The sequence below is a fragment of the Pseudomonas monsensis genome (genome assembly GCF_014268495.2).
In the GTDB taxonomy this organism is placed as follows: domain Bacteria; phylum Pseudomonadota; class Gammaproteobacteria; order Pseudomonadales; family Pseudomonadaceae; genus Aquipseudomonas; species Aquipseudomonas monsensis.
This window is the reverse complement of the sequence record NZ_CP077087.1, coordinates 6,366,483-6,390,316: the sequence shown is the minus strand read 5'-3', so window position 1 is coordinate 6,390,316 and position 23,834 is coordinate 6,366,483. Positions and strand designations below refer to the sequence as shown.

Annotated in this window: 27 protein-coding genes and 2 pseudogenes; 13 read left to right on the top strand and 16 right to left on the bottom strand. The window is 59.4% G+C overall.

Translation table 11 applies throughout. The features are described from left to right. Positions 1-29 precede the first annotated feature (29 nt). The 4 genes and pseudogenes from HV782_RS28370 to HV782_RS28355 all read right to left on the bottom strand — a co-directional run bounded on the left by HV782_RS28370 (position 30) and on the right by HV782_RS28355 (position 3,516). Positions 30-593 carry a MarR family transcriptional regulator gene (locus HV782_RS28370; protein WP_186744013.1) on the bottom strand — a complete coding sequence of 188 codons (564 nt, stop codon included), beginning with the start codon at positions 591-593 and terminating at the stop codon, positions 30-32. Between the two features lie 24 nt (positions 594-617). Next, a complete protein-coding gene (locus HV782_RS28365; RefSeq protein WP_225931042.1) occupies positions 618-1,799 on the bottom strand; it encodes an ATPase in 1,182 nt (393 codons plus the stop codon). A gap of 529 nt (positions 1,800-2,328) precedes the next feature. Continuing rightward, a pseudogene (locus HV782_RS28360) lies at positions 2,329-3,171 on the bottom strand (YifB family Mg chelatase-like AAA ATPase); the annotation flags it as partial. A gap of 147 nt (positions 3,172-3,318) precedes the next feature. Then, positions 3,319-3,516, bottom strand: a complete 198-nt coding sequence (locus HV782_RS28355) for a hypothetical protein (RefSeq protein ID WP_186744015.1) — start codon at positions 3,514-3,516, stop codon at positions 3,319-3,321. A 203-nt stretch (positions 3,517-3,719) separates the two neighbouring features. Between HV782_RS28355 and HV782_RS28350 the strand changes: the two genes are divergently transcribed. Beyond that, complete coding sequence (locus HV782_RS28350) at positions 3,720-3,989, top strand: HigA family addiction module antitoxin (RefSeq protein ID WP_186744017.1); 270 nt, start codon at positions 3,720-3,722, stop codon at positions 3,987-3,989. On the opposite strand, the gene HV782_RS28345 is transcribed toward HV782_RS28350, so the two are convergent. Together HV782_RS28345 and HV782_RS28340 are read right to left on the bottom strand one after the other, a co-directional pair. Then, complete coding sequence (locus HV782_RS28345) at positions 3,984-4,511, bottom strand: BRO-N domain-containing protein (RefSeq protein ID WP_186744019.1); 528 nt, start codon at positions 4,509-4,511, stop codon at positions 3,984-3,986. The two genes, HV782_RS28350 and HV782_RS28345, sit on opposite strands and share 6 nt — an antisense overlap. A gap of 359 nt (positions 4,512-4,870) precedes the next feature. Beyond that, the gene (locus HV782_RS28340) at positions 4,871-5,131 is read right to left on the bottom strand and encodes an accessory factor UbiK family protein (protein WP_186744021.1); all 261 of its coding nucleotides are present in this window, start codon (positions 5,129-5,131) and stop codon (positions 4,871-4,873) included. A gap of 413 nt (positions 5,132-5,544) precedes the next feature. Here HV782_RS28340 and glnK point away from each other — a divergent pair, with 413 nt between their 5' ends. The 4 genes from glnK (at position 5,545) to sutA (ending at position 8,330) form a co-directional block, all read left to right on the top strand. Further along, the gene (gene glnK, locus HV782_RS28335; protein WP_002555808.1) at positions 5,545-5,883 is read left to right on the top strand and encodes a P-II family nitrogen regulator; all 339 of its coding nucleotides are present in this window, start codon (positions 5,545-5,547) and stop codon (positions 5,881-5,883) included. Between the two features lie 36 nt (positions 5,884-5,919). Continuing rightward, positions 5,920-7,257: an ammonium transporter gene (locus HV782_RS28330; protein WP_123469803.1), complete on the top strand. Its 1,338-nt coding sequence runs from the start codon at positions 5,920-5,922 to the stop codon at positions 7,255-7,257. A gap of 215 nt (positions 7,258-7,472) precedes the next feature. Then, a complete protein-coding gene (locus tag HV782_RS28325) occupies positions 7,473-7,898 on the top strand; it encodes a secondary thiamine-phosphate synthase enzyme YjbQ (protein WP_123469801.1) in 426 nt (141 codons plus the stop codon). Between the two features lie 102 nt (positions 7,899-8,000). Further along, complete coding sequence (gene sutA / locus HV782_RS28320; protein WP_128613848.1) at positions 8,001-8,330, top strand: dormancy-specific transcriptional regulator SutA; 330 nt, start codon at positions 8,001-8,003, stop codon at positions 8,328-8,330. Positions 8,331-8,574: 244 nt separating this feature from the next. Here the strand turns inward: sutA and HV782_RS28315 are convergent, their stop codons facing one another. Genes HV782_RS28315 through lptM form a run of 6 tightly spaced genes read right to left on the bottom strand, consistent with a single transcriptional unit; the run spans position 8,575 to position 13,181 of the window. Further along, complete coding sequence (locus HV782_RS28315; protein ID WP_186744023.1) at positions 8,575-9,279, bottom strand: HAD family hydrolase; 705 nt, start codon at positions 9,277-9,279, stop codon at positions 8,575-8,577. Then, complete coding sequence (gene xerC / locus HV782_RS28310; RefSeq protein WP_186744026.1) at positions 9,276-10,175, bottom strand: tyrosine recombinase XerC; 900 nt, start codon at positions 10,173-10,175, stop codon at positions 9,276-9,278. The genes HV782_RS28315 and xerC overlap by 4 nt, the downstream gene beginning before the upstream one ends. A gap of 2 nt (positions 10,176-10,177) precedes the next feature. After that, positions 10,178-10,903, bottom strand: coding sequence for a DUF484 family protein (locus tag HV782_RS28305; protein ID WP_123469796.1), 726 nt, complete (start codon positions 10,901-10,903; stop codon positions 10,178-10,180). 13 nt (positions 10,904-10,916) lie between these two features. Next, entirely contained in the window at positions 10,917-11,747 is an 831-nt protein-coding gene (dapF, locus tag HV782_RS28300) for a diaminopimelate epimerase (protein WP_007911094.1), read from the bottom strand. Positions 11,748-11,750: 3 nt separating this feature from the next. Next, positions 11,751-12,998, bottom strand: coding sequence for a diaminopimelate decarboxylase (gene lysA / locus HV782_RS28295; RefSeq protein WP_123469793.1), 1,248 nt, complete (start codon positions 12,996-12,998; stop codon positions 11,751-11,753). 9 nt (positions 12,999-13,007) lie between these two features. Next, positions 13,008-13,181, bottom strand: a complete 174-nt coding sequence (gene lptM, locus HV782_RS28290; RefSeq protein WP_123469791.1) for an LPS translocon maturation chaperone LptM — start codon at positions 13,179-13,181, stop codon at positions 13,008-13,010. A 325-nt stretch (positions 13,182-13,506) separates the two neighbouring features. Between lptM and cyaY the strand changes: the two genes are divergently transcribed. From cyaY to rnk, 3 genes are all read left to right on the top strand, one after another. After that, a complete protein-coding gene (gene cyaY / locus HV782_RS28285; RefSeq protein WP_123454569.1) occupies positions 13,507-13,839 on the top strand; it encodes an iron donor protein CyaY in 333 nt (110 codons plus the stop codon). Positions 13,840-13,843: 4 nt separating this feature from the next. After that, on the top strand, positions 13,844-14,062 hold the full coding sequence (locus tag HV782_RS28280; RefSeq protein ID WP_123469790.1) for a DUF1289 domain-containing protein: 219 nt from the start codon (positions 13,844-13,846) through the stop codon (positions 14,060-14,062). Positions 14,063-14,228: 166 nt separating this feature from the next. Further along, complete coding sequence (gene rnk, locus HV782_RS28275) at positions 14,229-14,639, top strand: nucleoside diphosphate kinase regulator (RefSeq protein ID WP_123469788.1); 411 nt, start codon at positions 14,229-14,231, stop codon at positions 14,637-14,639. 7 nt (positions 14,640-14,646) lie between these two features. Here rnk and HV782_RS28270 read toward each other — a convergent pair whose 3' ends face one another. The 3 genes from HV782_RS28270 to HV782_RS28260 all read right to left on the bottom strand — a co-directional run bounded on the left by HV782_RS28270 (position 14,647) and on the right by HV782_RS28260 (position 18,468). Then, positions 14,647-17,490 carry a class I adenylate cyclase gene (locus tag HV782_RS28270; protein WP_186744028.1) on the bottom strand — a complete coding sequence of 948 codons (2,844 nt, stop codon included), beginning with the start codon at positions 17,488-17,490 and terminating at the stop codon, positions 14,647-14,649. A 184-nt stretch (positions 17,491-17,674) separates the two neighbouring features. Next, positions 17,675-17,920 (bottom strand): TIGR02647 family protein, encoded by a 246-nt coding sequence (locus HV782_RS28265; protein WP_039757399.1) that lies wholly within the window; start codon positions 17,918-17,920, stop codon positions 17,675-17,677. Positions 17,921-18,180: 260 nt separating this feature from the next. Continuing rightward, a complete protein-coding gene (locus tag HV782_RS28260) occupies positions 18,181-18,468 on the bottom strand; it encodes a hypothetical protein (RefSeq protein WP_128615483.1) in 288 nt (95 codons plus the stop codon). A 123-nt stretch (positions 18,469-18,591) separates the two neighbouring features. On the opposite strand from HV782_RS28260, the gene HV782_RS28255 reads away from it, so the two are divergent. Then, on the top strand, positions 18,592-19,251 hold the full coding sequence (locus tag HV782_RS28255; protein WP_123469782.1) for a glutathione S-transferase family protein: 660 nt from the start codon (positions 18,592-18,594) through the stop codon (positions 19,249-19,251). 119 nt (positions 19,252-19,370) lie between these two features. Here HV782_RS28255 and argH read toward each other — a convergent pair whose 3' ends face one another. Next, positions 19,371-20,765: an argininosuccinate lyase gene (gene argH / locus HV782_RS28250; protein ID WP_186744030.1), complete on the bottom strand. Its 1,395-nt coding sequence runs from the start codon at positions 20,763-20,765 to the stop codon at positions 19,371-19,373. A 330-nt stretch (positions 20,766-21,095) separates the two neighbouring features. Between argH and HV782_RS29115 the strand changes: the two are divergent. From HV782_RS29115 to HV782_RS28230, 4 genes and pseudogenes are all read left to right on the top strand, one after another. Then, positions 21,096-21,236: pseudogene (locus tag HV782_RS29115) on the top strand (sensor histidine kinase); the annotation flags it as partial. Further along, the gene (locus HV782_RS28240; protein WP_123469778.1) at positions 21,233-21,979 is read left to right on the top strand and encodes a LytR/AlgR family response regulator transcription factor; all 747 of its coding nucleotides are present in this window, start codon (positions 21,233-21,235) and stop codon (positions 21,977-21,979) included. The pseudogene HV782_RS29115 and the gene HV782_RS28240, both read left to right, overlap by 4 nt. A 138-nt stretch (positions 21,980-22,117) precedes the next feature. Further along, the gene (gene hemC / locus HV782_RS28235) at positions 22,118-23,059 is read left to right on the top strand and encodes a hydroxymethylbilane synthase (RefSeq protein ID WP_186744033.1); all 942 of its coding nucleotides are present in this window, start codon (positions 22,118-22,120) and stop codon (positions 23,057-23,059) included. Beyond that, positions 23,056-23,823: a uroporphyrinogen-III synthase gene (locus HV782_RS28230; RefSeq protein WP_186744035.1), complete on the top strand. Its 768-nt coding sequence runs from the start codon at positions 23,056-23,058 to the stop codon at positions 23,821-23,823. The genes hemC and HV782_RS28230 overlap by 4 nt, the downstream gene beginning before the upstream one ends. Positions 23,824-23,834 lie beyond the last annotated feature (11 nt).

The following is a 23,834-nucleotide window of genomic DNA, read 5'->3' as shown; positions in this document are numbered from 1 at the left end:
TACCCCTTATTCTCGATAAGGCAACCCCTTTAAGCAGATTCGCCTATCACTTTGTAGATAAATTCCTTTCCGCCACTGCCAGCCGACATCTCCACCCGGGCAATGAAGCCTTCTTCAGATAGGCGTTTGAGTCGCGTACTAGCGTTCTGAACGCTCATCTCAAGCGCCTGGGCAACCTGGGTAGTAGTAACAGAGCGGTTAGACATGACCAGATCGAGCAGCGGAAGACTAGTTGGAGATGGTGCGGGACCAATGAACCGGCATTTCCCATCAATCCAGCACGTGACTCGAAAATCTCCAGATATCGCAGCACCTTCTAAGTTAGCGATTATATCTTCATCAACTAGATCAAAAATATAGAAGGAGATTTTCTTAGCGTACTGTTTAAAAGTGAATATAAGTGACTCACGAAGAAATGAAACATCGGCGCCATCAATATTATTGAGGGATATACCAATTGTTTTCGCGCCTACTCGTGAGGCAACCTCTTCCAACAATTTGGCATGAGCCTTCCTACCCCTAATCGTGCCATAGGGGTTGCTGCTTCCATCCGTGAAGTCTCGAAGGGCGATTATGTGTTTTTTCTCGTTCATGCTTTGAGTTTAACCAGAATGTAATTAACTGTCAAGTTTGAATTCAAAGACGATATGTGTTCCGCGAAGTCGAGGTAAGCCTAGCGACCAACTGTGGTTATGCAAGTCATTATCTCGGTAAGTTAACGCAACCGAGAAGTCTTCCTGCCGAATGCTGATTTTCGCATTTAAGCTTTCGGCGTAACTGCTGCTGGTATGAAGGCCTGCCCCGCCCTTTCCTTTACCTTTACTGCTCAAACCACCTTTGCGCATAACATGTATGATTAGTTGAGCATCGGAAGCTTCCAGTGTTTTGGGAAACTGATTTGCAACTTCAGGGTAATGCAAATCTAAAGCGGGTCTGAGAGTTGAGCAGATACCTTTCCCGGAGTCCGAAATGACAGCTACGATCGATGTAGAGCCTTTCAATGTGTAGCTTTGAAGGCCTGCAAAACCAGGGATTACTGTTCCTGAATGCTCCTCGGCGTTTCCGATAAGTTCACCCAGCACGCTATGGATTTTTTGAGCGTGAGTGGCTCCAAAAGTATCAATAAAACTCAACTTGAAGCGTTCCGGTACGTTCTCATCGCTGTAAGCGTCAATAGGAAGCAACTCCACCAGTTTGGTGGTTTTTGCTTTGTGACGCTGTGCGGCAGAACTACTAGGTTTTCGAGGTAGGACTTTAATAGATTTGGCGAGCTGATCGAAAAATCCCGCTCTATTTAAATAGGAGAGGGCGTCGGGGTTCTCGGTAAAATCGAGTTCCACAATCCTCTTAACTTCCGCTAGCTGGTTCGCCAATGCCAGAATTCTCGAGGCAGCACAAAATAGAACTTTGCGCTCTTTCGGAATTTTTAAAGTGATATGGCCGTGTGCATTGTCAAGCGGCGAGCCATATTTGATTAGCGCACGCTCAAAATGCTCCTGAGTAATCCAGGTTCGGCTGGCAGTGAACTCGATCTTGAGACAGGCATTTTTCTTGAGCAACCAAACGAAGTTTTCGTCCTGCACAAACTCCTCAAGATTATCATAGAGACATTTTGTAACTTCTCGGCGTTCGCAGTTAAGAAATTTAGCGATATCTCGGGCTTTCAAGCCTGGGCTATCGCTTAAGATCTGGGCAATCCTTTTCCGCATGAAGATTTCGCTTAACTTCTTGATCCTAAAGTCTTTCTTTGGTGATCCCAAAGCCCTGATTTTGCCCTTCCTTACATCGGCAATAATCACCAAGTCAGGCCTAGAAATTATACCCTTGCGAGCAGTGAATCAAAATGCCATCTATCTGCTCGGACTGAAGAAAATACGTCATCCCTAGCATGACCAATCCGGCGCGAACACGAAACCAGTCACCTGAGTTCTTCTCACTGGAAGCAAATTGTTAAAGAGCGGTGACCTTGCTGCGGGTTGCCTCGCCGCAAGGCCGGTATTCGTCCTGAATACTGTATGAATGTACAGTATTCGATTTCGTCTGCGCTAAGCAAGCCCCTCGTATCGATTTCATCCAAAGGGCTCCCTTCACAATGGCCGGAGGTAAATAGAAGCTTTCGTCAATTAATGCGGGTCATGATATCTGGAAGGTCTTGTCTTGCTTGGCCCTCATCGTTGAAGCAGGAAGGGTTTTCAGATGTGGGTGCGACGCGGCTAGAAACGCTGGCAATGACAACGCGCGTAGAGGAGGGTATTCCAGCGGTACTTTCCATTCGTTTAACTCTCATTTTATTCCTTGTTTTCTCAGTAATTTCTTTTTGTCCCAGCTGCCACCGACCAGCGCCGGCCCGGATGCGGAATGGTGCGGCTGGCGAAAAGGACGTTGCGGCCAATGGGTCAGCGGCACGCCGCTGGCGACCGATTGAATCGCCGCCACTTCCAGTGCTTCGCATTCGGACAGCGGCGGCAGCAGCCCCGGCAGACGACTCGCCAACAAGGTTTTGCCGGTCCCCGGTGGGCCACTGAACAACAAGTTATGCGCCCCCGCAGCGGCAATCAGCAATGCCCGTTTCGCCGCCACTTGCCCCTGCACTTCATTCAAGTCGGGATAAGGCTTGCTGGCATGCATCAGCCCGTCAGACACATACGGCTCGACCGGTGTATGCCCATTGAAATGCGCCACCGCCTCCAGCAGATGATCCACCGCAAACACCTTCAGTCCAGAGGCCAGACACGCCTCCTCGGCATTCGCCCGCGGCACTACCAACGCACGACCCGCCTTGCGCGCCGCCAACGCTGCCGGCAACACCCCGCGCACCGGCCGCACTGCGCCGGACAATGCCAACTCTCCCAGACATTCCACATCATCCAGCGTCAGACACGGCACCTGCACACTCGCGGACAGAATTCCCAAGGCAATCGCCAGATCAAACCGCCCGCCATCCTTGGGCAAATCCGCCGGCGCCAGATTCAAGGTGATCCGCCGCGCAGGAAACTGCAGCCCGGAATTGATGATCGCGCTGCGCACCCGATCCTTGCTCTCCTTCACCGCCGCCTCGGGCAGCCCGACCATGGTCAGCGACGGCAGACCGTTGGCCAGATGGACTTCGACGGTGACAGCGGGAGCATCCACGCCAATCTGGGCGCGACTGTGGACGATGGAGAGGGACATGGTCGTTCCTTGAGCTGAATCGGGGAACCGCTTCCTGCGGGTTTTTGAAGGGTAGTTGGGAGAGCGAATGCAGGTGGCACGGACGCGAGGGTAAACCTTCACTGGATGTTGCCAAGTTGCCCTCCCAAGCCCAGTAGAGGCGCCACATTAGTTTTCTTGTTTGGGGTTTTTTATTCGGCTTCCTCCCCCGGCCAGCCAACCATCCGGTTCGAGTTCTTTACCGTACTTGGCCGCTACCTCAATAAAACGACGCTGATTGGCTGAAATACCTCCGGCTAACCGAAGTGCTTCAGCGTGATATCCAACAATCTCCTCTAGCTTTTTCCTTCTCTTTTTGTCTTTCATTGAGGCCTCGTTTTTCGGGTGACAGATGCTTCGTTGGCTACCGTAGTACAAGGAGGAAGAGTCGCGTAATCAGGCGCAGACGCTGATTTTTGTAGGGCCATGCCCTAATAGTTGTAGGACGCCGGCGAAACGGTTTCGATGGCTTGCTTCCCTGAACCGGATGCTCCAGTTTGGCCACTCAACGCAGCCTCTGAAGGCGAAAAATGAACAGCAACGGTATGCGCCCGATTCATCCGGGCGAGGTTCTGAATAAGGAATTCATGGAGCCGTTGGGCATGACCGTCATGGATCTGGCCATGCCCACGAAATGGCCCGAAAGTGAGATCGAAAAGCTTGTGAATTGCCAGCTGAGGATCTGCGCCGATCTGGCAATCAGACTTGCCATTCATCTCAACACTACGCCTGAGTTCTGGATGAATCTTCAGTCGACTTACGATTTGCGCAGGGCTCAGCTCCGGCATGCGGTCTTATAGCGATTGCAGCATCCGCGAAGCTCTTTTCCACCAAGGCCCCGTTACTGGGCGCTTCGGCTCTTCCCGTTCCACCACCATCAGCGGCACATCCTGCAACCGTATCCACGGCTGATTATTCCAGTGCAACAAACTCAACGTCATGTCCGGCCAATTCAGCAGGCTCAGTTGTGGGCGTTCGCTTGTGGTGGGGTGTTGGGCGTCGCGCAGGGTGGGGATGACTTGGTGGGTGAGCCATTCGCGCAGCGCTCGGTATTCGGGGCAGTAGTGGTAGACGAGGAGGGCGTAGATGCCTGATTCGCTGATCAGCAGGGTGTTTTCGATCTGGTTGTGGATCAGGGTTTTGCGGGTTTGGTATTGGTCGGGGTCGAGTTTTCGCAGCATGCGTTCGTTTAGGTAGATGTGCAGCAGGCGGCTAAGGTCTCGGGCACAGAACCAGGGTTGGTTCTGGATGAGGAGGGCGTGGAGGGGGAGTTTGTGGCGGGTGAAGATGTGCGGGCTTAGATAAGTCTCTTCTTGAATCATTGAGCAGTTCCTCTTGCTTAAGGGGCTGCCCTCAATCGTCGCCAAACGATTGGGTGGCAGTTGTACGCGGGTTGGCGAACCGGAGCAAAAGGAACCCGGCAGACCCGAAGGTCTCCCACGCACAACCGCCATGAAACGATGTGGCGGTAAATGTAGCCGCCATCATGGTTGTCGTGCGCCTTAAGCTGTTCGGGTCGCCAAACCCGGTGCTGAACATTCAGCATCGGGTGAGCTTAGAAACCTGGGCTTTTCGGCGCAATCGGACGGCGGTGGTGCAAGTTGTAGGACGTTGCCGGGATGGTTGAAGGGCTGGAGATCAAAAGATTGCAGCCTTCGGCAGCTCCTACAGAGGGCGCGGATTATTCCGCGGGCGGTGTCCGCTTGGCTTCCATCTCGGCGACTTTGGCTTCGAGGCTTTCGAGGCGAGCGCGAGTGCGGGCCAGAACGACCATCTGACTATCAAACTCTTCACGGCTCACCAGGTCGAGTTTGCTGAAGGCGCTCTGCAGCAGCATCTTGAACTGGCTTTCGATTTCGGCTTTCGGCAGCGGGGTGTCGCCGCTGAACAGGCGGGAGGCGGTGCCGCTCAGGGCGTCGAGGAAGTCTTTGGGCGCGAGCATGGGGAATGTCCTGAAAACAATGGCGGGCAGTGTATCACGCAGTGTCTATAGTCAATCCCGTGGTCAGGGATGCACGCTTTTCGCGCAAGGGGACGGACGGCGACGCACCGTTGTTGTGCGTATCCACAAGGCCTTTTGCACGGGATGGCTTGCGGCAGCGGCCAAGGGATTGAAATCAGAGGTTTTTGGCGAGATGGCAAGGTTTCTGCTTAGTCACCTTCGACCCATGCACTGATGCAGTCGCTGTGACGAATGCAGTGCGGCAGACGGAGCGGGGAGTTTCGTCAGCAGCGGTTAGCTGGCGTCAGTCGGGCAGGTAAGGCCGACGATGCGTTACAAAGCCAGGCACTGCGCTTAGACTTGAGTCGGGTTTGTTTTCCTGGGGCAAGTCCACCAATTCGGGAGAGAGTTTCATGAAGCTAGTCACTGCCATCATCAAGCCGTTCAAGTTGGACGACGTGCGCGAGTCGCTGTCCGAAATCGGCGTGCAGGGCATTACCGTTACTGAAGTCAAAGGCTTCGGCCGGCAGAAGGGTCACACCGAGCTGTATCGCGGCGCGGAATATGTGGTCGATTTTCTGCCCAAGGTGAAAATCGACGTGGCCATCGACGACAAGGATCTGGATCGGGTGATCGAGGCGATCACCAAGGCGGCCAACACCGGCAAGATCGGTGACGGCAAGATCTTCGTGGTCAATCTGGAACAGGCGATTCGCATCCGTACCGGCGAAACCGATACCGACGCGATTTAAGCCGCCACAAACCCCAACGCCCCAGGAGAAAACAATATGACTCTGCGTAAATTCGCAGGGCTAGGAGCCCTGTTGTCCATCGTAATGCCAAGCCTTGCAATGGCGGCAGACGAAGTGGCGGCCCCAGTCCTCAATTCTGGCGACACTGCCTGGATGCTCACCTCGACAGCCCTCGTGCTGTTCATGACCATCCCGGGCCTGGCGCTGTTCTACGGCGGCATGGTTCGCTCGAAAAACATTCTTTCCGTGATGATGCAGTGCTTCGCCATTACCGGTCTGATCAGCATCCTGTGGGTCATTTATGGCTACAGCATTGCGTTCGACACCACCGGCATGGAGCAGGGCGTCGTCAACTTCAACTCGTTCTTTGGCGGCATGGGCAAGGCGTTCCTCGCCGGTGTCACGCCTTCGAGCCTGACCGGCCCTGCGGCGTTGTTCCCTGAGGCGGTGTTCATCACCTTCCAGATGACCTTCGCGATCATCACCCCGGCGCTGATCGTCGGTGCGTTCGCTGAGCGGATGAAGTTCTCCGCGATGCTGATCTTCATGGCTATCTGGTTCACCCTGGTTTACGCGCCAATCGCGCACATGGTCTGGTCCGGCAACGGCGGTCTGATGTGGGACTGGGGCGTGCTCGACTTCGCGGGCGGCACCGTGGTGCACATCAACGCCGGTGTGGCCGGTCTGATTGCCTGCCTCGTACTGGGCAAGCGCAAAGGCTTCCCGACCACCCCGATGGCCCCGCACAACCTCGGTTACACCCTGATGGGCGCGGCCATGCTGTGGGTCGGCTGGTTCGGCTTCAACGCCGGTTCCGCTGCGGCGGCCAACGGCACCGCCGGTATGGCGATGCTGGTCACCCAGATCGCTACCGCTGCCGCCGCACTGGGCTGGATGTTTGCCGAGTGGATCACCCACGGCAAGCCAAGTGCACTGGGCATCGCCTCGGGTGTGGTGGCCGGTCTGGTAGCAATTACTCCGGCTGCTGGCACCGTGGGCCCGATGGGCGCACTGGTGATCGGTCTGGCGGCAGGCGTGGTGTGCTTCTTCTGCGCCACTACCCTGAAACGCAAACTCGGTTATGACGATTCCCTGGACGCGTTCGGCGTACACGGTATCGGCGGTATCCTCGGCGCGATCCTCACCGGCGTATTCGCTGCACCGTCGCTGGGCGGCTTCGGCACCGTGACCGACATCGCCGCGCAAGTGTGGATTCAGTGCAAAGGCGTCGGCTTCACGGTGATCTACACCGCTATCGTCACCTTCATCATCCTCAAGGTCCTGGACGCTGTGATGGGTCTGCGTGTGACCGAGGAAGAAGAGTCCGTAGGCCTCGATCTGGCACAACACAACGAACGCGGCTACAACCTGTAAGTACGCGCAGCAAAAAACTTGCCCGGCTTGCCGGGCATTTTTTTGTCTGGAGTTTGTCGCAGAGAGAGCAGCTGAAAGGATTTTTCGTACGTCTTTGGTCGTGTTTACGGCGAGCGTTTTTCTGCGGCCAATCGCTTACAACATTGCGGGAATATTAGGGCCTTTGTTTTTTCCCAGAGCGCGCTAGAATGCGCCCCGAACGTGCGGAGAACTGTATGTGGCAACAGACTCTGATAACCCTGCGGGCACGGCCCCGGGGCTTTCATCTGGTAACGGACGAGTTACTCGCCGGGCTGCCTGAACTCAGGCAGTGTCGGGTCGGTCTGTTGCATTTGTGGCTGCAGCATACCTCGGCGTCGTTGACCATCAACGAGAACGCCGATCCGGCGGTCCGCCGCGACTTCGAACGATTTTTCAATCGTCTGATCCCACAAGGAGCAGACGGCTATGAGCATAACGACGAAGGCCTGGACGACCTCCCGGCGCACTTCAAGGCCAGCGTGCTTGGCTGCCAGATCAGTCTGCCGGTGTCGGCAGGTCGACTGGCTCTGGGCACCTGGCAAGGCGTTTATCTGGGCGAGCACCGTGATCATGGCGGTGCCCGTAAAGTCCTCGCCACCTTGCACGGTGAAGGGGCGTAAACCGTTGGTCATCAGCGGTTACCGATTTTTTTACGGCGACTTTCGACAGTTGCCAAAGCTGGTCTATAACTAATCTGCTTTTCGCAAGTCATGAGGTAGAACATGAGCGACGATGATCTGGAAAACGACGACCTCGAAGTAGGCGACGAAGACGAGGCCGAGGATGGTCTGGAAGGAGCAACAGCGGAAGACGTTGCTGAAGACGATGGCGGTGACGATACGCCGGTCCCGGCTGCCAAAGGCAAAGCCAAGGCTGCGGTGTCGGTAGACGAATTGCCGAGCATCGAAGCCAAGAACAAGGAGCGCGACGCCCTGGCCAAGGCCATGGAAGAGTTCCTTGCGCGCGGCGGCAAGGTGCAGGAAGTCGAGGCCAACGTGGTCGCCGATCCGCCCAAGAAGCCGGACAACAAGTACGGTAGCCGCCCTATCTGAGGCGTGCCGCTTGCTTGCTGAAAAAGCCCGCCGTCGCTGCGGGCTTTTTCATGCATGGAATAAACAGGGGCGCCCTATAAGAGAGGCCTGTGTGGCGAGGGGATTTATCCCCGATCGGCTGCAAAGCAGTCGTAAAGTCAGCTTACGCGGAGTGTCAGGAAAGCACGATGCGCTGCATTTGGAGCTGCTTCGCAGCCCATCGGGGATAAATCCCCTCGCCACATGGCTTCCACAGGGATTTTTGTCAGGCCTTGGCATTCCAGCGTGCGAGAACGGCTGGCAGGTCAGTCAGGCTGCGGATCTCGGCATCCGGCAGGCGCTCGGCTTCCCAGACCTTGCCCGCCGGGTTGTACCAGATCGCGCGCATGCCCGCTTGCTGCGCCCCGGCGATGTCATCGCCCGGATGATCGCCAATGTGCACCGCCACGTCAGCGCTCACGCCGCCGCGCTGCAAGGCCTCGTGGAACAGCCGTGCATCCGGTTTGGCGATGCCGATGTCTTCGGCGCACAACGCAAACTTGAAGTAGTCCGCCAGCCCCAGCCGACGCACATCGGCATTGCCATTGGTGACCACGCCAAGCGCGTAGTGGTTGGCGAGGATTTCCAGGGTCGGTTCGACTTCGGGAAACACCGTGATCTGGTGCCGCGCATGCAGGAACACTTCAAAGCTCTTGTCCGCCAGATCGGAAGCTTCGCCATGGGCGTAACCCGCGTCCTCCAGCGCATGGAACAACACCCGCCGACGCAATGCGCTGATGCGGTGTTTGAGTCCCGGCTCATTAGCCAGCACCCGCTCGCGAATCGCCCACAGATGTTCCACCGGCACCGTGCCCAGATTCGGTGCGTGTTCGCTCAGCCACTCGCGCAATACCGCTTCGGCGCTGACGATCACCGGGGCGGTGTCCCACAGAGTGTCGTCGAGGTCGAAGGTGATCAACTGGATGTTCATGAATCGTCGCCTTTGCTGCGTTTGGCCCGTGGGTGGGCGCTGTCGTAGACCGCCGCCAGGTGCTGGAAGTCCAGGTGGGTGTAGATCTGCGTGGTCTTGATGTCCGAGTGGCCGAGCAGTTCCTGCACCGCGCGCAGGTCCTGCGAGGATTCCAGCAAGTGGCTGGCGAAGGAGTGCCGCAGCATGTGCGGGTGCAGGTTCTGCCCCAGTTCGCGCTCGCCGGCCAGTTTGACCCGCACCTGAATCGCCCGTGGGCCGAGGCGCCGGCCTTGCTGGCTGACGAATACGGCGTCGTCGGCCGGGTTGGTCATGGCCCGCAACGGTAGCCATTGTTCCAGCGCTTCGCGGGCCTTTTTGCCGATCGGCAGGAGGCGGGTCTTGCTGCCCTTGCCGAGCACCTGAACCATGCCGTCGGCGAGGTCGAGTTGATCGAGGTTGAGTCCGGTCAGTTCGGACAGGCGCAGGCCGGAGGAATAGAACAGCTCAAGAATGGCTTGATCGCGGCGGGCGAGAAAATCATCCTCGACCGCACCTTCCAGTAGCTGCAACGCACGGTCGGTATCGAGGGTTTTCGGCAGCCGCCGTTCGCCTTTTGGTGGCGCCAGACCTGTCGCCGGGTCGTGGTCGCAGAGGCCTTCGCGATTGAGATAGTGATAGAGCCCGCGCACTGCCGAGAGCAAGCGGGCGAGGCTGCGTGAGGACTGGCCCTGGGCATGCAGGCGGGCGATCAGGCTGCGCAGGCGCTGGATATCCAGTGCGGCCCAACTGCCGACGTTCTGCTTGATGCACCAGCCGAGGACTTTATCGAGGTCGCGGCGGTAGGCCGACAGGGTGTGCGGTGACACCTGTCGCTCACTGCGCAGGTGTTCGCAGTAAGCGTCCAGTTGTCGTTCCATGTTCAGCGTACCGAGCGCAGGGAGCTATTGACCCGTGGCAGCACGCGGCCCATGACTTCGGCGATGTAGCTGAGGAACAGCGTGCCGACCGAACTCTTGTAGTGCTGCGGATCGCGGCTGGCGATCGCCAGAATTCCGTGGATGCCTTGATGGCTGATGGCAACGACGGCGGTGGAGCCGATTTGCTTGCGCTGCTCCTCGCCGAACAGGAAGTCCAGCTCATGTTCACGCAGGGTGCCGCTGACGCTTTTGCCTTCGGTGAGCAGGCCGCCGATCGCGGTTTGCGCGTCGGCGTGGGTGACCCAGCGGCCGACCGGGGCCGGGTTGTCACCCAGCAGGATCAGGCTGACAAAAGGCACCTGGAAGTCCTGGCGCAGGCTGTCTTCAACGCTGATCACCACGTCTTCGAGGCTGGCCGCATCCATCAGGGACAGGATCAGGCGGCGGGTCTTGTCGAACAGGCGATCGTTGTCGCGGGCCACGTCCATCAACTGCGAGAGGCGATGACGCATCTCGATGTTGCGGTCGCGCAGAATGGTCATCTGCCGTTCGACCAGCGATACGGTGTCACCGCGTCGGTGGGGAATGCGCATTGCCGGCAGCAGTTCTTCGTGCTCGACGAAGAAGTCCGGATGAGCCTCCAGGTACGCGGCAACCGCTGCCGCCTCCAGGCTCTCGGACGCTGATTCGTCGGACTGTCGGGCGGGTACCTGAGGCTTATCGGTCATGGCTTCTGTTCACTCAAAGACGCACTTGTCCTTCGTATACACGCACTGCCGGACCGGTCATCAGCACCGGTTGGCCAGGGCCTGCCCATTCAATGGACAGACGCCCGCCGGGCAGGTCGATCAACAGCGGCGAATCCATCCACCCCTGACTGATTGCCGCGACAGCCGCAGCGCAAGCGCCAGTACCACAGGCCTGGGTTTCCCCGGCGCCGCGTTCCCAGACGCGCAGTTGCGCACGGTTGCGGTCGATGACCTGGAGGAAACCGACATTGACCCGCGCCGGGAAGCGCGGATGGTGTTCGATTTTCGGTCCCAGCTCATGCACCGGTGCACTGTTGATGTCCTGCACACGCAGCACGGCATGGGGGTTGCCCATCGACACGGCGGCCAGTTCGACCGTGGTGCCGTCGACTTCCAGCTGATAGCTGGTCGCCTGCGCTGGCGCTTCGAACGGAATGTCCGCTGGCACCAGGCGCGGCGCGCCCATGTTGACGCCGATCTGGCCGTCGTTACGCACGTCCAGTTCGATGATGCCACCCTTGGTCTCGACGCGGATCTGCCGTTTCGCTGTCAGACGCTTGTCCAGCACGAAGCGCGCGAAGCAGCGCGCACCGTTGCCGCACTGTTCCACTTCCGAGCCATCGGAGTTGAAGATCCGGTAACGGAAATCCACGTCCGGGTTGCTCGGCGCTTCAACGATCAGCAACTGGTCGAAACCGATACCGGTGTGCCGGTCGCCCCATTGCTTGGCGTGCTTGGGCTGAATATGCGCGTGCTGGCTGACCAGGTCGAGAACCATGAAATCATTGCCCAGGCCATGCATTTTGGTAAAACGCAGCAGCATGGGTTACTCCGGCAGCAGGCTTTCGCCGGCAAACAGCTCGGCCACGGTTTCGCGGCGGCGCACTTCAAAAACCTGATCACCGTCTACCAGCACCTCGGCAGCACGGCCGCGGGTGTTGTAGTTGGAACTCATCACGAAACCGTAGGCACCGGCGGAATGCACGGTCAGCAGGTCGCCTTCTTCCAGTGCCAGTTCACGGTCCTTGGCGAGGAAATCACCGGTTTCGCAGATCGGGCCGACAATGTCGTACTTGCGTGCGGCGGTATCACGCGGCTTGACCGCGGTGACGTCCATCCACGCCTGGTACAGCGCCGGGCGGATCAGGTCGTTCATCGCCGCGTCGACGATGGCGAAATCCTTGTGTTCGGTGTGCTTGAGGTACTCGACCTGGGTCAGCAGCACGCCGGCGTTGGCGACGATGAAGCGGCCCGGCTCGAACACCAGTCCCAGATCACGGCCGCTCAGACGCTCGCGCACAGCCTTGATGTAGTCGCCGGCCAATGGCGGCTCTTCATCGCGATAACGCACGCCCAAACCGCCACCGAGATCAATGTGGCGCAGGTGGATGCCGCAGTCGCCGAGACGATCGACCAGATCCAGCAGGCGGTCGAGGGCATCGAGGAACGGTGGCAGGGTGGTCAGTTGCGAACCGATGTGGCAATCGACGCCGATCACTTCCAGGTTCGGCAGGTGCGCAGCGCGCACGTACACGTCTTCGGCGTCGGCAATGGCGATGCCGAACTTGTTCTCTTTGAGACCGGTGGAAATGTACGGGTGGGTGCCGGCATCGACGTCCGGGTTCACGCGCAACGAAACCGGGGCGCGAACGCCGAGCTCGGCGGCGACCACTTGCAGGCGTTCCAGCTCGTCAGTGGATTCGACGTTGAAGCAGTGCACGCCGACTTCCAGCGCACGGCGCATGTCGTCACGGGTCTTGCCGACACCGGAGAAGACGATCTTGTCAGGGCTTCCACCTGCGGCGAGCACGCGCTCCAGTTCACCACGAGAGACGATGTCGAAACCGGCGCCGAGACGGGCCAGGACATTCAGAACGCCGAGGTTGGAGTTGGCTTTGACGGCAAAGCAAACCAGGTGCGGCATGCCGGCCAGCGCATCGGCGAAGGCCAGATACTGGGCTTCAATGTGTGCTCGCGAATAAACGTAGGTGGGCGTGCCGAAACGGTCGGCGATGGCGGACAGAGCCACACCTTCCGCGAACAGCTCCCCGCCACGGTAATTAAAAGCGTCCATGGCGATCCCTTAGTAAACGTCGTGCTTGTGTGCTTTGGAAACCGGTTGCTTTTGCGAAGACTGGGCTTGTTCGGCCGGGTCCTGATCGTCATCCGGCAGGTACAGCGGGCCTTTTTGACCACAGGCCGAAACGAGGCAGGCAACCGCGACGAGCGCAGCAAGGGAAGAGATCAGGCGCTTCATGGCGAAATCCTTGAAAATGCGTTAATTGCGCCGGAGTATACCGGCCACCCGGCAGCTTGCCTATGCGAGGGACTTCCCGTCCGGCGGGGCTCTCTGGATACCGGTTGGATACAGGTAATTCCTGTGGGAGCGAGCTTGCTCGCGAAGAGGCCGGTACATTCGATATGTTTGCTGGCTGACACACCGCTTTCGCGAGCAAGCTCGCTCCCACAGGGGCCAGTGCTGGATGGGAAACGGTGCTTGGTCGTTATCCTTTGCAATCGGCCGGCAGCGTCCGTATCTTTCGGCGCTTGAGCCTGATCAGACATTTTTTGAGGTTGCCACAATGAGTTTGTCCGAAGCCCGTTTCCACGATCTGGTCGATGCTACCCAGCAGACGCTGGAAGATATCTTTGATGACAGCGACCTGGATATCGACCTGGAAAGCTCGGCAGGTGTCTTGACCGTCAAGTTCGAAAACGGCTCGCAACTGATCTTCAGTCGTCAGGAGCCCCTGCGTCAGTTGTGGCTGGCGGCGGTGTCCGGTGGTTTCCACTTCGACTACGACGAAGAGAGCGAGCGCTGGATGTGCGACAAGAGCGAAGAGCAGTTGGGCGAGATGCTCGAGCGCATCGTCAAGCAGCAGGCTGGCGCTGAATTCGACTTCGAAGGTCTGTGATTCCGTGACTGACACTGCTCCTGTTCGTCCGCCCAAACCGCTCTACAGCAACATCAGCCCGGCGGTACCTTCGCCGTGCAGCGGTGTGTGCCGGCTTGATGAACAGAAGGTTTGTCTCGGCTGCTTCCGCCATGTCGAGGATATTCGCGAATGGCGCTCGGCGGATGATCAGCGCCGTCGGGTCATCTGCCAGCAGGCTGCCGCACGAAAATCCCTGAGTTGATTCGCTACAGGGGTTCTTGCCGGATCAAAATCGGGTGACTTGTATATTTTTTGAGCTGTGATAGTGTCCGGACACGCCTCAACCCATCGAGGCCTGGTGAAAACCCCGTCTTTTTTGGCGGGGTTTTGCTTTTTTTGTGTGCAGAAGAAAGGAGTCTGCCCGGATCATGACCGCACCTTCCATCACCCTTACCCGTCTGGACGTGCAACGTCTGGAGCGCCTGATCGACAGCCTGGATGACACGCTGCCGGGCGTGATCGCGCTGCAAACCGAACTGGACCGCGCCGATACCGTGGTCGGCCACGAAGAAGTGCCCGCCGATGTCGTGACGATGAATTCCCGCGTGCATTGCCGCGAAGAAGGCAGTGGCAAGGACTATCACCTGACGCTGGTCTATCCCAAGGATGCCAACGCCGACGAAGGCAAGATCTCGATTCTGGCACCGGTCGGCAGCGCGCTGCTGGGCCTGAAGGTCGGTCAGCACATCGACTGGCCGGCTCCCGGCGGCAAGACCCTGAAACTGACCTTGCTGGAAGTCGAATCGCAGCCGGCCAACGGCGGTGATTTCCGCGAATGACCCCGCCTCAGACCTGTTCGAGCGCCTCGTTCAGGGCGCGCTCCAGGTCGGCCTTGTAGCGCAGATACAAATTGCTTGAACTCTGAGCATCACCGAGCAGGCCCGACAGGTCCAGGTCGGTGATGTAGCAGCGATAGCGTTCGCTCTCGCGGCGCTGCTCGACGATCTCCCGGGCGACCACGCTGAACAGCTGGTCGCCATGTTCCAGCTCGCTGAATTCCCGTTGATTGCAATACAAAGTGACCTGCACTTCCCCCGGTGCGGCTTTGCCGACAATCGCCTGCACGTCGTAGAACGGCTTGTTGACCGGCGTTTGCGGTGCTGGTCGTGGTTCGACGCGGCGGGCTTTTCCCGGGCCTGACGGCAATAACTGGTAATACAAAGTGTCGAGGCTGGCCGAAGGCGCGGCGTCCATCGGCAGCAAGGCTTCGCGCCGGTACTGGATCGACTGCAGGAAGCGCTGTAATGGCACCAGCAGGCTCTGTTCGTCGTGATACGGCAGATGCTGTTGCCACAGGGCGTTGAATTCATCCAGCACGTACAGCTCGGCCTGCTGTTCGCTGATCCGGTAGAACACCTGAATGCAATCCGGCTGGCCCATTGGCAGGATCAGGGCGAGGTCGTGATCCTCCAACGCCATCGGGTCCAGGTGCAGCGGGCTGTAGCGCGGTTGTTCTTCGCCGAGGTACTCCAGCAACGCCGGCAGGGTGGCGAGGGCGACGTGGTTGACCTGGCCCGGGACCAATTCGAGTACGTGATAGTGCTGCTGCACCTGAATCAGGTAGCGATGATTCAACTCACTGAGCAGCAGGTTTTGCGCGGTATCGACGATCTCTTCAACGCGACGGGCGATGAATTGTGCGCGGTTGTGGCAGAAGCAGCGCACTTTCAACGACGGCTGCAGCGGCCCGCGCGGCAGGTTGTTGAGGTAGTCGCGCAGGCAGTCGAGCAGGGCGTGCGGGCCGTCGAAGCGGTTGACCAGCACTTCGTTCCAGCTGTTGAGCGTGACCTGATCCAGGGTCAGCACGAGGTTTTCCCGGACCCCGGCGTAGCTCAGCGAGTCGGTGCGCTCGGTGGTCATCAGAATATTCAGGTCGCGGTGATGCTTGAGCGGATCGACGCCGACGTTGACCAGAATCAGCACTTCGCTCGGCACTGCCGCACGCAGCAACGGTGCTTCAGCCACCGTGGGCAAGGGCAGGGCGATGCACTGTTGCAGGCTGCCGAGCAGGTTGAACAGCTCGAACTCGCTCAGGTCGCTGCTGCCGGGATGCAGGGCCAGTCGGGTGCTGCTGTCGATCACGCCGTTGCGGTGGCACCAGGTCAGCAGTTCGAGCAATTCACGGCTGCGCTTGATCGGCGCGAAGTGCTCCCATTCCAGTGCGGTGAGGCTGCCGTTGTACAGGCCCCACTGGGCTTGCCCCGGTTCTTTCTTGTTGCGTGACTGCACCAGGGTCAGGGTGTCTTCGGCCAGATCCGGAGCGATCCCGGGGTTGATGAACTCGACCTTGTCGGCCTTGCGCTCGAACGCGGCGTACAGGCGGCGGCCGAGGACGTTGAGATCGCGTTTGTTGATCAGGCTGACGGTCTGCTCGGTGCGGGCAAACTGGGTCAGGAAGCGATAGCTGTAATTCAGTTCGTTGACCAGGGCACGGCGTTCGGCGCTGACCTGGCGGACTTTCCACTGGCTGCGGCTGTCGAGCAGCGCCAGTTGACGCTGATCCCAATGCCATTCGCTGGCCAGCCGTTCAAGCAGGGCGCGTTGCCAGCCCTGGCTGCGGCTGTTGCCGGTGAGCTTGCGGTTGACCTTGAGGTACAGCGCGCGGCGCACCAGTTCCAGACGCTCCGGTTCGTTGCGCGCGGTGAGGTATTCCTCGATACGCCGGTACACGACCATGTACGGGTCCAGCTCATCCAGATCCAGCTGGTTGGCGAACACCGCTTTTTTGAAGCGCAGGCTCAGGCACTGCACATGGGGGTGTTCGCTGGCATAAACCTCGGTCAGCAACAGTTTGAGCACCGACTTGTACGGTGACTCGATGCCCTTGAACAGCTGCCACAGCCCGGCGCCAATGAACTCGCCCGGCGGAATCGTCGCCAGGTGACCGAGGTCGAGGGTTTCGTCGGCACGGATAAAACGCTTGGACAACAACGTGTCGGTGTAAAGGTCGTAGGCGCTTTCCTCGTAGACCGGCACCAGCCACCAGATCGGTGTGCGCCCGGCCAGCCAGATCGCGGTGCGATAAAACTCGTCCAGCAGCAGGTAATGCTGAGTGCTGCCGCAGTTCTCGGAACTCAGTTGGGTGTCGCGTTCGCCTTTTATGAAGCGCACCGGGTCAATCAGGAAGAAATGCGCTTCGGCGCCCTGGCTCGCGGCCCAGGTTTCCAATAGCTGACATTTTTTGCTCAGCTCGGCCAATTCGCTTTCGCTCAGGTCCGGCGCGTGGCAGACCCACACGTCCATGTCGCTCTGATCGGCCTGGGCCAGCGTGCCCAGGCTGCCCATCAGGAACAGCCCGTGAATCGGCCGTGGCGGGTTGCTGCCATGGCGCGGCTTGTAGGAGAACGAGCGGGTCAGGCGCTGGGCTTCGGCGAGGGTAGTGGCGTCCGGTTCGTAGTTGGACAGGCCCGCCGGGGTACTGCCGGATACATAGCCGGGCAGCAGCGGATGATTGACGTGGAAGAACAGCGGCAACAGCGTCAGTACGCCTTGCTGGCGCGTCGACAGACCCTCCAGTGCGCGACCCAGGCGACCTGCATTGAGTTTGAGAAAGCGCGCACGCAGTTGGCTGAGCACCTTGCGGTCGATGCCTTCGTCCAGATCGGGGCGGATTTCATGGGTGCGCGTCATGTCAGCTCAAACCGGCTCGCAGGCTCGGACGAAGAGGGTCTCGGAATGGGAGGCAGTTTAGCCTCTGCGCAGCGGGACTTTTAAGCTGAATTTGTTTTTTTGACGTCAGATTTTTAGCGTGGGGTGATCAAGCGAGCCCGCGGAAATCCCGTGGCAGGAGTTCCCGTGGGCAAAGACGGGAAAATCAGGCGGTTTCCTGCTCTCTCAAAATGGTCAGTACGGTCTGCACATTTTGCGCGGCATCACGACCCAGGCTGGTCAGGTAGCCGCCATCGGGCTGGTCGGTGAGTTCTTTTTCAAAGAGGCGTTGTGCAGCAGCGATGTGTTTCGGGGCAGCGGTCTGATGAATTTTCAAACCTTCCTGGGAACTGTCCAGGTTGAAGAGTGCGAGGACTTCCAGTTCGGCAACCAGCTCAGGGGTAAGCGACATAAGGACTCCAGACTTTCTAGTAATTGGACGACAGCGCCCCTAAGGTGAACCCGCTTTTGCGGCATGTCCAGTGCTCAGATCAGGGATTTTGTCTTGAGGCGGATTCCAGTGTAGTCGGGGCCCGGGAGTTGGCTGGCTGGATACGTTACAAACATTGTAGGCCTTCGCCTGCTCGCGATAGAGGATTGCCTGTCAGCATATTCTTCACTGACATGACAGAACGCTATCGTGAGCAGGCTCAGTCCTGCACGATCGGGGGCTTACTGCTTTTCGGGCGGCAGCTCTGGCAATGCGCGCAGCGCCGCTTCGTACCATTCGGTATCGAAGGCACGGTCTTCATCGAGCATCGCGTCAATCTCGTAGGCCAGCACGTGCGCCATCAGGTTGAGGATCTCATCGCGCTCGACACCCACCAGTGTCAGCTTGTTGAAGGTCGCTTTGGCCGCTGGCGGGTTGTCGTTTTCAATCTGATTTTCGATCGCTTCAATCAAAGTGTTCTCGGCGAACTCTTCTTCGTCGTCAATCTCGATGTCTGTCGGCTCGCTCATGGCAGGCTCCTCAAGGAAAGGCGCCAGTTTACCTGCATTCAGCGAGGTGATGCTGCTGGCAGGATCGCGTCCGGCGATCTATAAACAGGGACTGCCCACCCCGCACGGCCCGGAGGCTATGTGATGCTCAAGCTCTACGGATTCTCTGTCAGCAATTATTACAACATGGTCAAACTGGCGCTGCTGGAAAAAGGCCTGCCGTTTGAAGAGGTCACGTTCTACCCGACGCCAACGCCGCAATCGCTGGCCATCAGCCCGCGCGGCAAAGTCCCGGTGCTGGGCGTTGATGCCGGTTACATCAATGAAACCGGCATCATCCTCGAATACCTGGAGCAGACCCAGAAGGGCACACCGCTGTTGCCAAGTGACCCGTTTGCGCGAGCGCAGGTGCTGGCGATTGCCAAGGAGATCGAGCTCTATATCGAGTTGCCGGGTCGCGCCTGTTACGGCGAAGCGTTCTTTGGCTCGCCGGTGCCGGAGGCGATCAAGGAGAAAACCAAAGCCGAATTGCTGCTGGGTTTTGCGGCGCTGGGGCGTCACGGCAAGTTCGCCCCGTATGTGGCGGGCGACAGTCTGAGCATCGCGGATCTGTATTTCCTCTACAGCGTGCCGCTGGCGTGCGCGGTCGGGCAGAAGCTGTTCGGAATCGATTTGCTGGCCGAGATGCCGAAAGCCAAGGTGCTGCTGGAGCGGCTTGAGCAGAGTCCGCATGTGCAGAAGATTGCGGCGGACAAAGAGGCTGCGATGCCGGCGTTTTTGGCGATGATCGCGGCGAAAAAGTAGATTTTTTAGCGTTCTGGAGTCAGTCATCGCGGGCAGGCCCGCTCCCACAGGATTTCGCGCTGAAACACCCTTGTGTGTTCGACGCAGAACGTGTGGGAGCGGGCTTGCCCGCGATGCTTTTAGCGGCTGGCGATCAACGCCTGACCGCGTACCACGGCAGCCTTGACCTGCGCCGGCGCGGTCCCGCCGATGTGGTCACGGGCATTCACCGAGCCTTCCAGGGTCAGTACGGCGAACACGTCCTGCTCGATCTGGTCGCTGAACTGACGCAGTTCTTCCAGGCTCATCTCGGCCAGATCCTTGCCAGTGTCGACGCCGTACTTCACCGCGTGACCGACGATTTCGTGGCAATCACGGAACGGCAGGCCACGGCGCACCAGGTAATCAGCCAGGTCGGTCGCGGTGGAGAATCCGCACAGCGCCGCTTCACGCATGATCGCGTGTTTCGGCTTGATTGCCGGGATCATGTCGGCGAAGGCACGCAGCGAATCGCGCAGGGTGTCGGCGGCGTCGAACAAAGGCTCTTTGTCTTCCTGGTTGTCCTTGTTGTAGGCCAGTGGCTGGCCTTTCATCAGGGTCAGCAGGCCCATCAGTGCGCCGAACACACGACCGGTCTTGCCACGTACCAGCTCCGGTACGTCAGGGTTTTTCTTTTGCGGCATGATCGAGCTGCCGGTGCAGAAACGGTCCGGCAGATCAATGAACTGGAACTGCGCGCTGGTCCACAGCACCAGCTCTTCGGAGAAGCGCGACAGGTGCATCATCGCGATGCTCGCGGCCGAGCAGAATTCGATGGCGAAATCTCGATCGGACACGTTGTCCAGCGAGTTGCCGCCTACGGCATCGAAGCCCAGCAGTTGCGCGGTGTATTCGCGGTCGATCGGGTAGGTGGTGCCGGCCAGTGCAGCGCTGCCCAGGGGCATGCGGTTAGTGCGCTTGCGGCAGTCGACCAGGCGCTCGTAGTCGCGGCTGAGCATTTCGAACCACGCCAGCATGTGGTGGCCGAAGGTCACCGGCTGCGCGGTCTGCAGGTGGGTGAAGCCCGGCATGATGCTCGCGGCTTCGCGCTCGGCTTGTTCCAGCAGGCCTTTTTGCAGGCGGGTGATTTCGGCGAGGATCAGGTCGATCTCGTCACGCAGCCACAGGCGGATGTCGGTCGCGACCTGGTCGTTGCGGCTGCGGCCGGTGTGCAGTTTTTTGCCGGTGATGCCGATGCGGTCGGTCAGGCGGGCTTCGATGTTCATGTGCACGTCTTCGAGGTCGACGCGCCAGTCGAACTGGCCGGCCTCGATTTCGCCCTGAATGGTCTTCAGGCCATCAATGATGCTGTCGCGCTCGGCATCAGTCAGCACGCCGACCTTGGCCAGCATGGTGGCGTGGGCGATCGAGCCCATGATGTCGTGGCGATACAGGCGCTGGTCGAAAGTGACGGAGGCGGTGAAGCGGGCGACGAAGGCGTCGACGGGTTCACTGAAGCGGCCGCCCCAGGACTGATTGGTCTTGTCAGTGCTCATGAATTCGCTCGTATCGGCTTGAAGAAAAGTGGCGTGAAACGCTGGCGCGGATAATAACAGGGTTGCCAATCCTGTCGCTGACACTGGTCGATACGTTTTTTTCTCATTGCGTCAGCCATAGTGGCCGCTGGTGCCGGGGGATTTGCGCAAGGATATTTTTCGATTGAGCAATATCGGCCCGGCGAGCGTCTACAGTTGGACATAAGGGTCGGTGAGCGCGGATTGTGCAAAGGTCCGGTCGCCGACTATAAGAAGTGGGGGTGGGTTATGTCCTTGGACAAAACCCGTGAGAAACGCGGGAAACAGCGGGCTTCGAGCAGTACGACCCGGACACTGGCAAATATTGCTGGCCGACGTACGGCACTTTTTGGCGCTCGGGCTAGTCTTAGCGTGGATCGCGGTGACGGACGTCACTCCACCTGTCTACGCTATCCTTGTGCGAGACTCACGCAGGAATCCAGCGCAATATGAATGTCCTGATCGTTGATGACGAACCACTGGCTCGCGAGCGCCTCAGCCGAATGGTGAGTGAGCTCGAGGGTTACACAGTCCTGGAGCCCAGCGCCACGAATGGCGAGGAGGCGTTGGCGCTGATCGACAGCCACAAGCCGGATATCGTGCTGCTCGATATTCGCATGCCTGGCCTGGATGGCCTGCAGGTCGCTGCCCGTCTGTGCGAACGAGAAACGCCGCCCGCCGTGGTGTTTTGCACCAGCCCCGATGAATTTGCCGTGGAAGCCCTGCAGGCCAGCGCCGTGGGCTATGTGGTGAAACCCGTGCGAACCGAACATCTGCATGACGCCCTGAAACGGGCTGAACGTCCCAACCGGGCCCAGCTCTCGGCCCTGACCCGTCCCGCTGCCGAAAGCGGCAACGGCCCGCGCAGTCACATCAGCGCCCGTACTCGCAAAGGGATTGAACTGATCCCGCTCGATCAGGTGGTCTACTTCATTGCCGACCACAAATACGTGACCCTGCGTCACGAGGCCGGCGAAGTGTTGCTGGACGAACCACTCAAGGCGCTCGAAGACGAATTCGGTGAGCGCTTCGTGCGTATCCACCGCAACGCACTGGTTGCCCGCGACCGCATCGAACGGCTGCAACGTACGCCGCTGGGGCATTTCCAGCTGTACCTCAAAGGCCTCAACGGTGATGCGCTGATCGTCAGCCGTCGGCACGTGGCCGGTGTGCGCAAGATGATGCAGGGCCTGTAACCCGATCGTTTCGGCGGGTTTCTGCTTTTCTTCACCGGGCATCGCAGGCCAGGGAGGCCACGTCGTTTCTGATTCAGGTCAAAGTGGATTTGGCTGAGCTGTTATTATCCGCCGTATCTATTCAGTACGGATTGATCCATGTCCTCTCGCGAAATCCGCATCGCCACCCGTAAAAGTGCGCTGGCCCTCTGGCAGGCCGAATACGTCAAAGCCCGTCTGGAGGCGGCCCATCCGGGCCTGCTGGTGACGCTGGTGCCCATGGTCAGTCGCGGCGACAAGCTGCTCGACTCGCCACTGTCGAAAATCGGCGGCAAAGGCCTGTTCGTCAAGGAACTGGAAACCGCGCTGCTGGAAAACGAAGCCGACATCGCCGTGCACTCGATGAAAGACGTGCCGATGGACTTCCCCGAAGGTCTGGGCCTGTTCTGCATCTGCGAGCGTGAAGACCCGCGCGATGCCTTCGTATCCAATACCTTTCAAAGCCTCGATGCGCTGCCTGCCGGCGCCATCGTCGGCACCTCCAGCCTGCGTCGTCAGGCCCAGTTGCTGACGCGCCGCCCGGATCTCGAGATCCGCTTCCTGCGCGGTAACGTCAACACGCGCCTGGCCAAGCTCGATGCCGGTGAGTACGACGCGATCATCCTCGCGGCGGCCGGCCTGATCCGCCTCGGTTTCGAAGACCGCATCACCTCTGCCATTAGCGTCGACGACAGCCTGCCGGCCGGTGGCCAGGGCGCCGTCGGCATCGAATGCCGCAGCGCCGACACTGAAATTCATGCCCTGTTGGCACCGCTGCATCACGCCGATACGGCTGCGCGGGTCAGCGCTGAACGCGCCCTCAACAAACATCTGAATGGCGGCTGCCAGGTGCCGATCGCCTGCTACGCCGTGCTCGAGGGTGAGCAGTTGTGGCTGCGAGGTCTGGTCGGCGAGCCGAGCGGTGGCAAGCTGCTCAGCGCCGAAGCGCGGGCGCCGCGTGCCGATGCCGAGGCGCTGGGGGTGAAGGTCGCTGAGGACTTGCTCGGCCAGGGTGCCGACGACATCCTCAAAGCGGTGTATGGCGAGGCAGGTCACGAGTGACCGGTTGGCGACTGCTGCTGACGCGCCCCGCCGAAGATTGCGCGGCGCTCGCCGAGACGTTAGCAGGGCAGGGGGTTTTCAGCAGTTGCCTGCCGCTTCTGGACATCGTGCCGCTGCCGGTCTCTGACAAAATCCGTCAGGCGATTGCGCAGCTGTCGGGCTGCAGCGCGGTGATCGTGGTCAGCAAACCGGCAGCGCGCATTGCGGTCGACCTGCTCGATGCCGGTGGCCCGCCCATGTTGGCGATGCCGTGGTTCAGCGTTGGCGCGGCGACCGCGCAGATTCTGCGCGACCGTGGCCTGGACGTGCACTGCCCGGACACTGGTGATGACAGCGAAGCGTTGCTGCAGTTGTCGCGTCTGCGCGAGGCGGTCAGCCAGTCCGGTGCGCGAGTGCTGATCCTGCGCGGCGAGGGTGGCCGCGAGTTGCTCGCCGAGCGTTTGCGCACGCTTGGTGCTAGTGTCGAGTATCTGGAATTGTATCGTCGTGAGCTGCCAGCCTATGCCGCGCAAGAATTGCCGCGGCGGATTGAAGCGGAACGCTTGAACGGGCTGGTGGTCAGCAGTGGACAGGGTTTCGAGCACCTGCGCCAGATGGCCGGCGATGCCTGGCCGGCGATAGCGCAGTTGCCGTTGTTTGTTCCAAGCCCAAGAGTCGCCGAGCTGGCACGTGCCGCCGGGGCCCAAACAGTTGTGGATTGCCGTGGCGCGAGTGCCGCGGCTTTGCTGACGGCGTTACGGGAGCATCCCGTGCCCGTTCTCTAATGCAAAGGATG

Excerpts from the sequence above, each read along its gene's own strand:
- HV782_RS28370 (WP_186744013.1), bottom strand. The coding sequence starts at position 593 with ATGAACGAGAAAAAACACATAATCGCCCTTCGAGACTTCACGGATGGA.
- HV782_RS28355 (WP_186744015.1), bottom strand. The coding sequence starts at position 3,516 with ATGAAAGACAAAAAGAGAAGGAAAAAGCTAGAGGAGATTGTTGGATAT.
- HV782_RS28350 (WP_186744017.1), top strand. The coding sequence starts at position 3,720 with ATGAACAGCAACGGTATGCGCCCGATTCATCCGGGCGAGGTTCTGAAT.
- HV782_RS28345 (WP_186744019.1), bottom strand. The coding sequence starts at position 4,511 with ATGATTCAAGAAGAGACTTATCTAAGCCCGCACATCTTCACCCGCCAC.
- HV782_RS28340 (WP_186744021.1), bottom strand. The coding sequence starts at position 5,131 with ATGCTCGCGCCCAAAGACTTCCTCGACGCCCTGAGCGGCACCGCCTCC.
- glnK (WP_002555808.1), top strand. The coding sequence starts at position 5,545 with ATGAAGCTAGTCACTGCCATCATCAAGCCGTTCAAGTTGGACGACGTG.
- HV782_RS28330 (WP_123469803.1), top strand. The coding sequence starts at position 5,920 with ATGACTCTGCGTAAATTCGCAGGGCTAGGAGCCCTGTTGTCCATCGTA.
- HV782_RS28325 (WP_123469801.1), top strand. The coding sequence starts at position 7,473 with ATGTGGCAACAGACTCTGATAACCCTGCGGGCACGGCCCCGGGGCTTT.
- sutA (WP_128613848.1), top strand. The coding sequence starts at position 8,001 with ATGAGCGACGATGATCTGGAAAACGACGACCTCGAAGTAGGCGACGAA.
- HV782_RS28315 (WP_186744023.1), bottom strand. The coding sequence starts at position 9,279 with ATGAACATCCAGTTGATCACCTTCGACCTCGACGACACTCTGTGGGAC.
- xerC (WP_186744026.1), bottom strand. The coding sequence starts at position 10,175 with ATGGAACGACAACTGGACGCTTACTGCGAACACCTGCGCAGTGAGCGA.
- HV782_RS28305 (WP_123469796.1), bottom strand. The coding sequence starts at position 10,903 with ATGACCGATAAGCCTCAGGTACCCGCCCGACAGTCCGACGAATCAGCG.
- dapF (WP_007911094.1), bottom strand. The coding sequence starts at position 11,747 with ATGCTGCTGCGTTTTACCAAAATGCATGGCCTGGGCAATGATTTCATG.
- lysA (WP_123469793.1), bottom strand. The coding sequence starts at position 12,998 with ATGGACGCTTTTAATTACCGTGGCGGGGAGCTGTTCGCGGAAGGTGTG.
- lptM (WP_123469791.1), bottom strand. The coding sequence starts at position 13,181 with ATGAAGCGCCTGATCTCTTCCCTTGCTGCGCTCGTCGCGGTTGCCTGC.
- cyaY (WP_123454569.1), top strand. The coding sequence starts at position 13,507 with ATGAGTTTGTCCGAAGCCCGTTTCCACGATCTGGTCGATGCTACCCAG.
- rnk (WP_123469788.1), top strand. The coding sequence starts at position 14,229 with ATGACCGCACCTTCCATCACCCTTACCCGTCTGGACGTGCAACGTCTG.
- HV782_RS28270 (WP_186744028.1), bottom strand. The coding sequence starts at position 17,490 with ATGACGCGCACCCATGAAATCCGCCCCGATCTGGACGAAGGCATCGAC.
- HV782_RS28265 (WP_039757399.1), bottom strand. The coding sequence starts at position 17,920 with ATGTCGCTTACCCCTGAGCTGGTTGCCGAACTGGAAGTCCTCGCACTC.
- HV782_RS28260 (WP_128615483.1), bottom strand. The coding sequence starts at position 18,468 with ATGAGCGAGCCGACAGACATCGAGATTGACGACGAAGAAGAGTTCGCC.
- HV782_RS28255 (WP_123469782.1), top strand. The coding sequence starts at position 18,592 with ATGCTCAAGCTCTACGGATTCTCTGTCAGCAATTATTACAACATGGTC.
- argH (WP_186744030.1), bottom strand. The coding sequence starts at position 20,765 with ATGAGCACTGACAAGACCAATCAGTCCTGGGGCGGCCGCTTCAGTGAA.
- HV782_RS28240 (WP_123469778.1), top strand. The coding sequence starts at position 21,233 with ATGAATGTCCTGATCGTTGATGACGAACCACTGGCTCGCGAGCGCCTC.
- hemC (WP_186744033.1), top strand. The coding sequence starts at position 22,118 with ATGTCCTCTCGCGAAATCCGCATCGCCACCCGTAAAAGTGCGCTGGCC.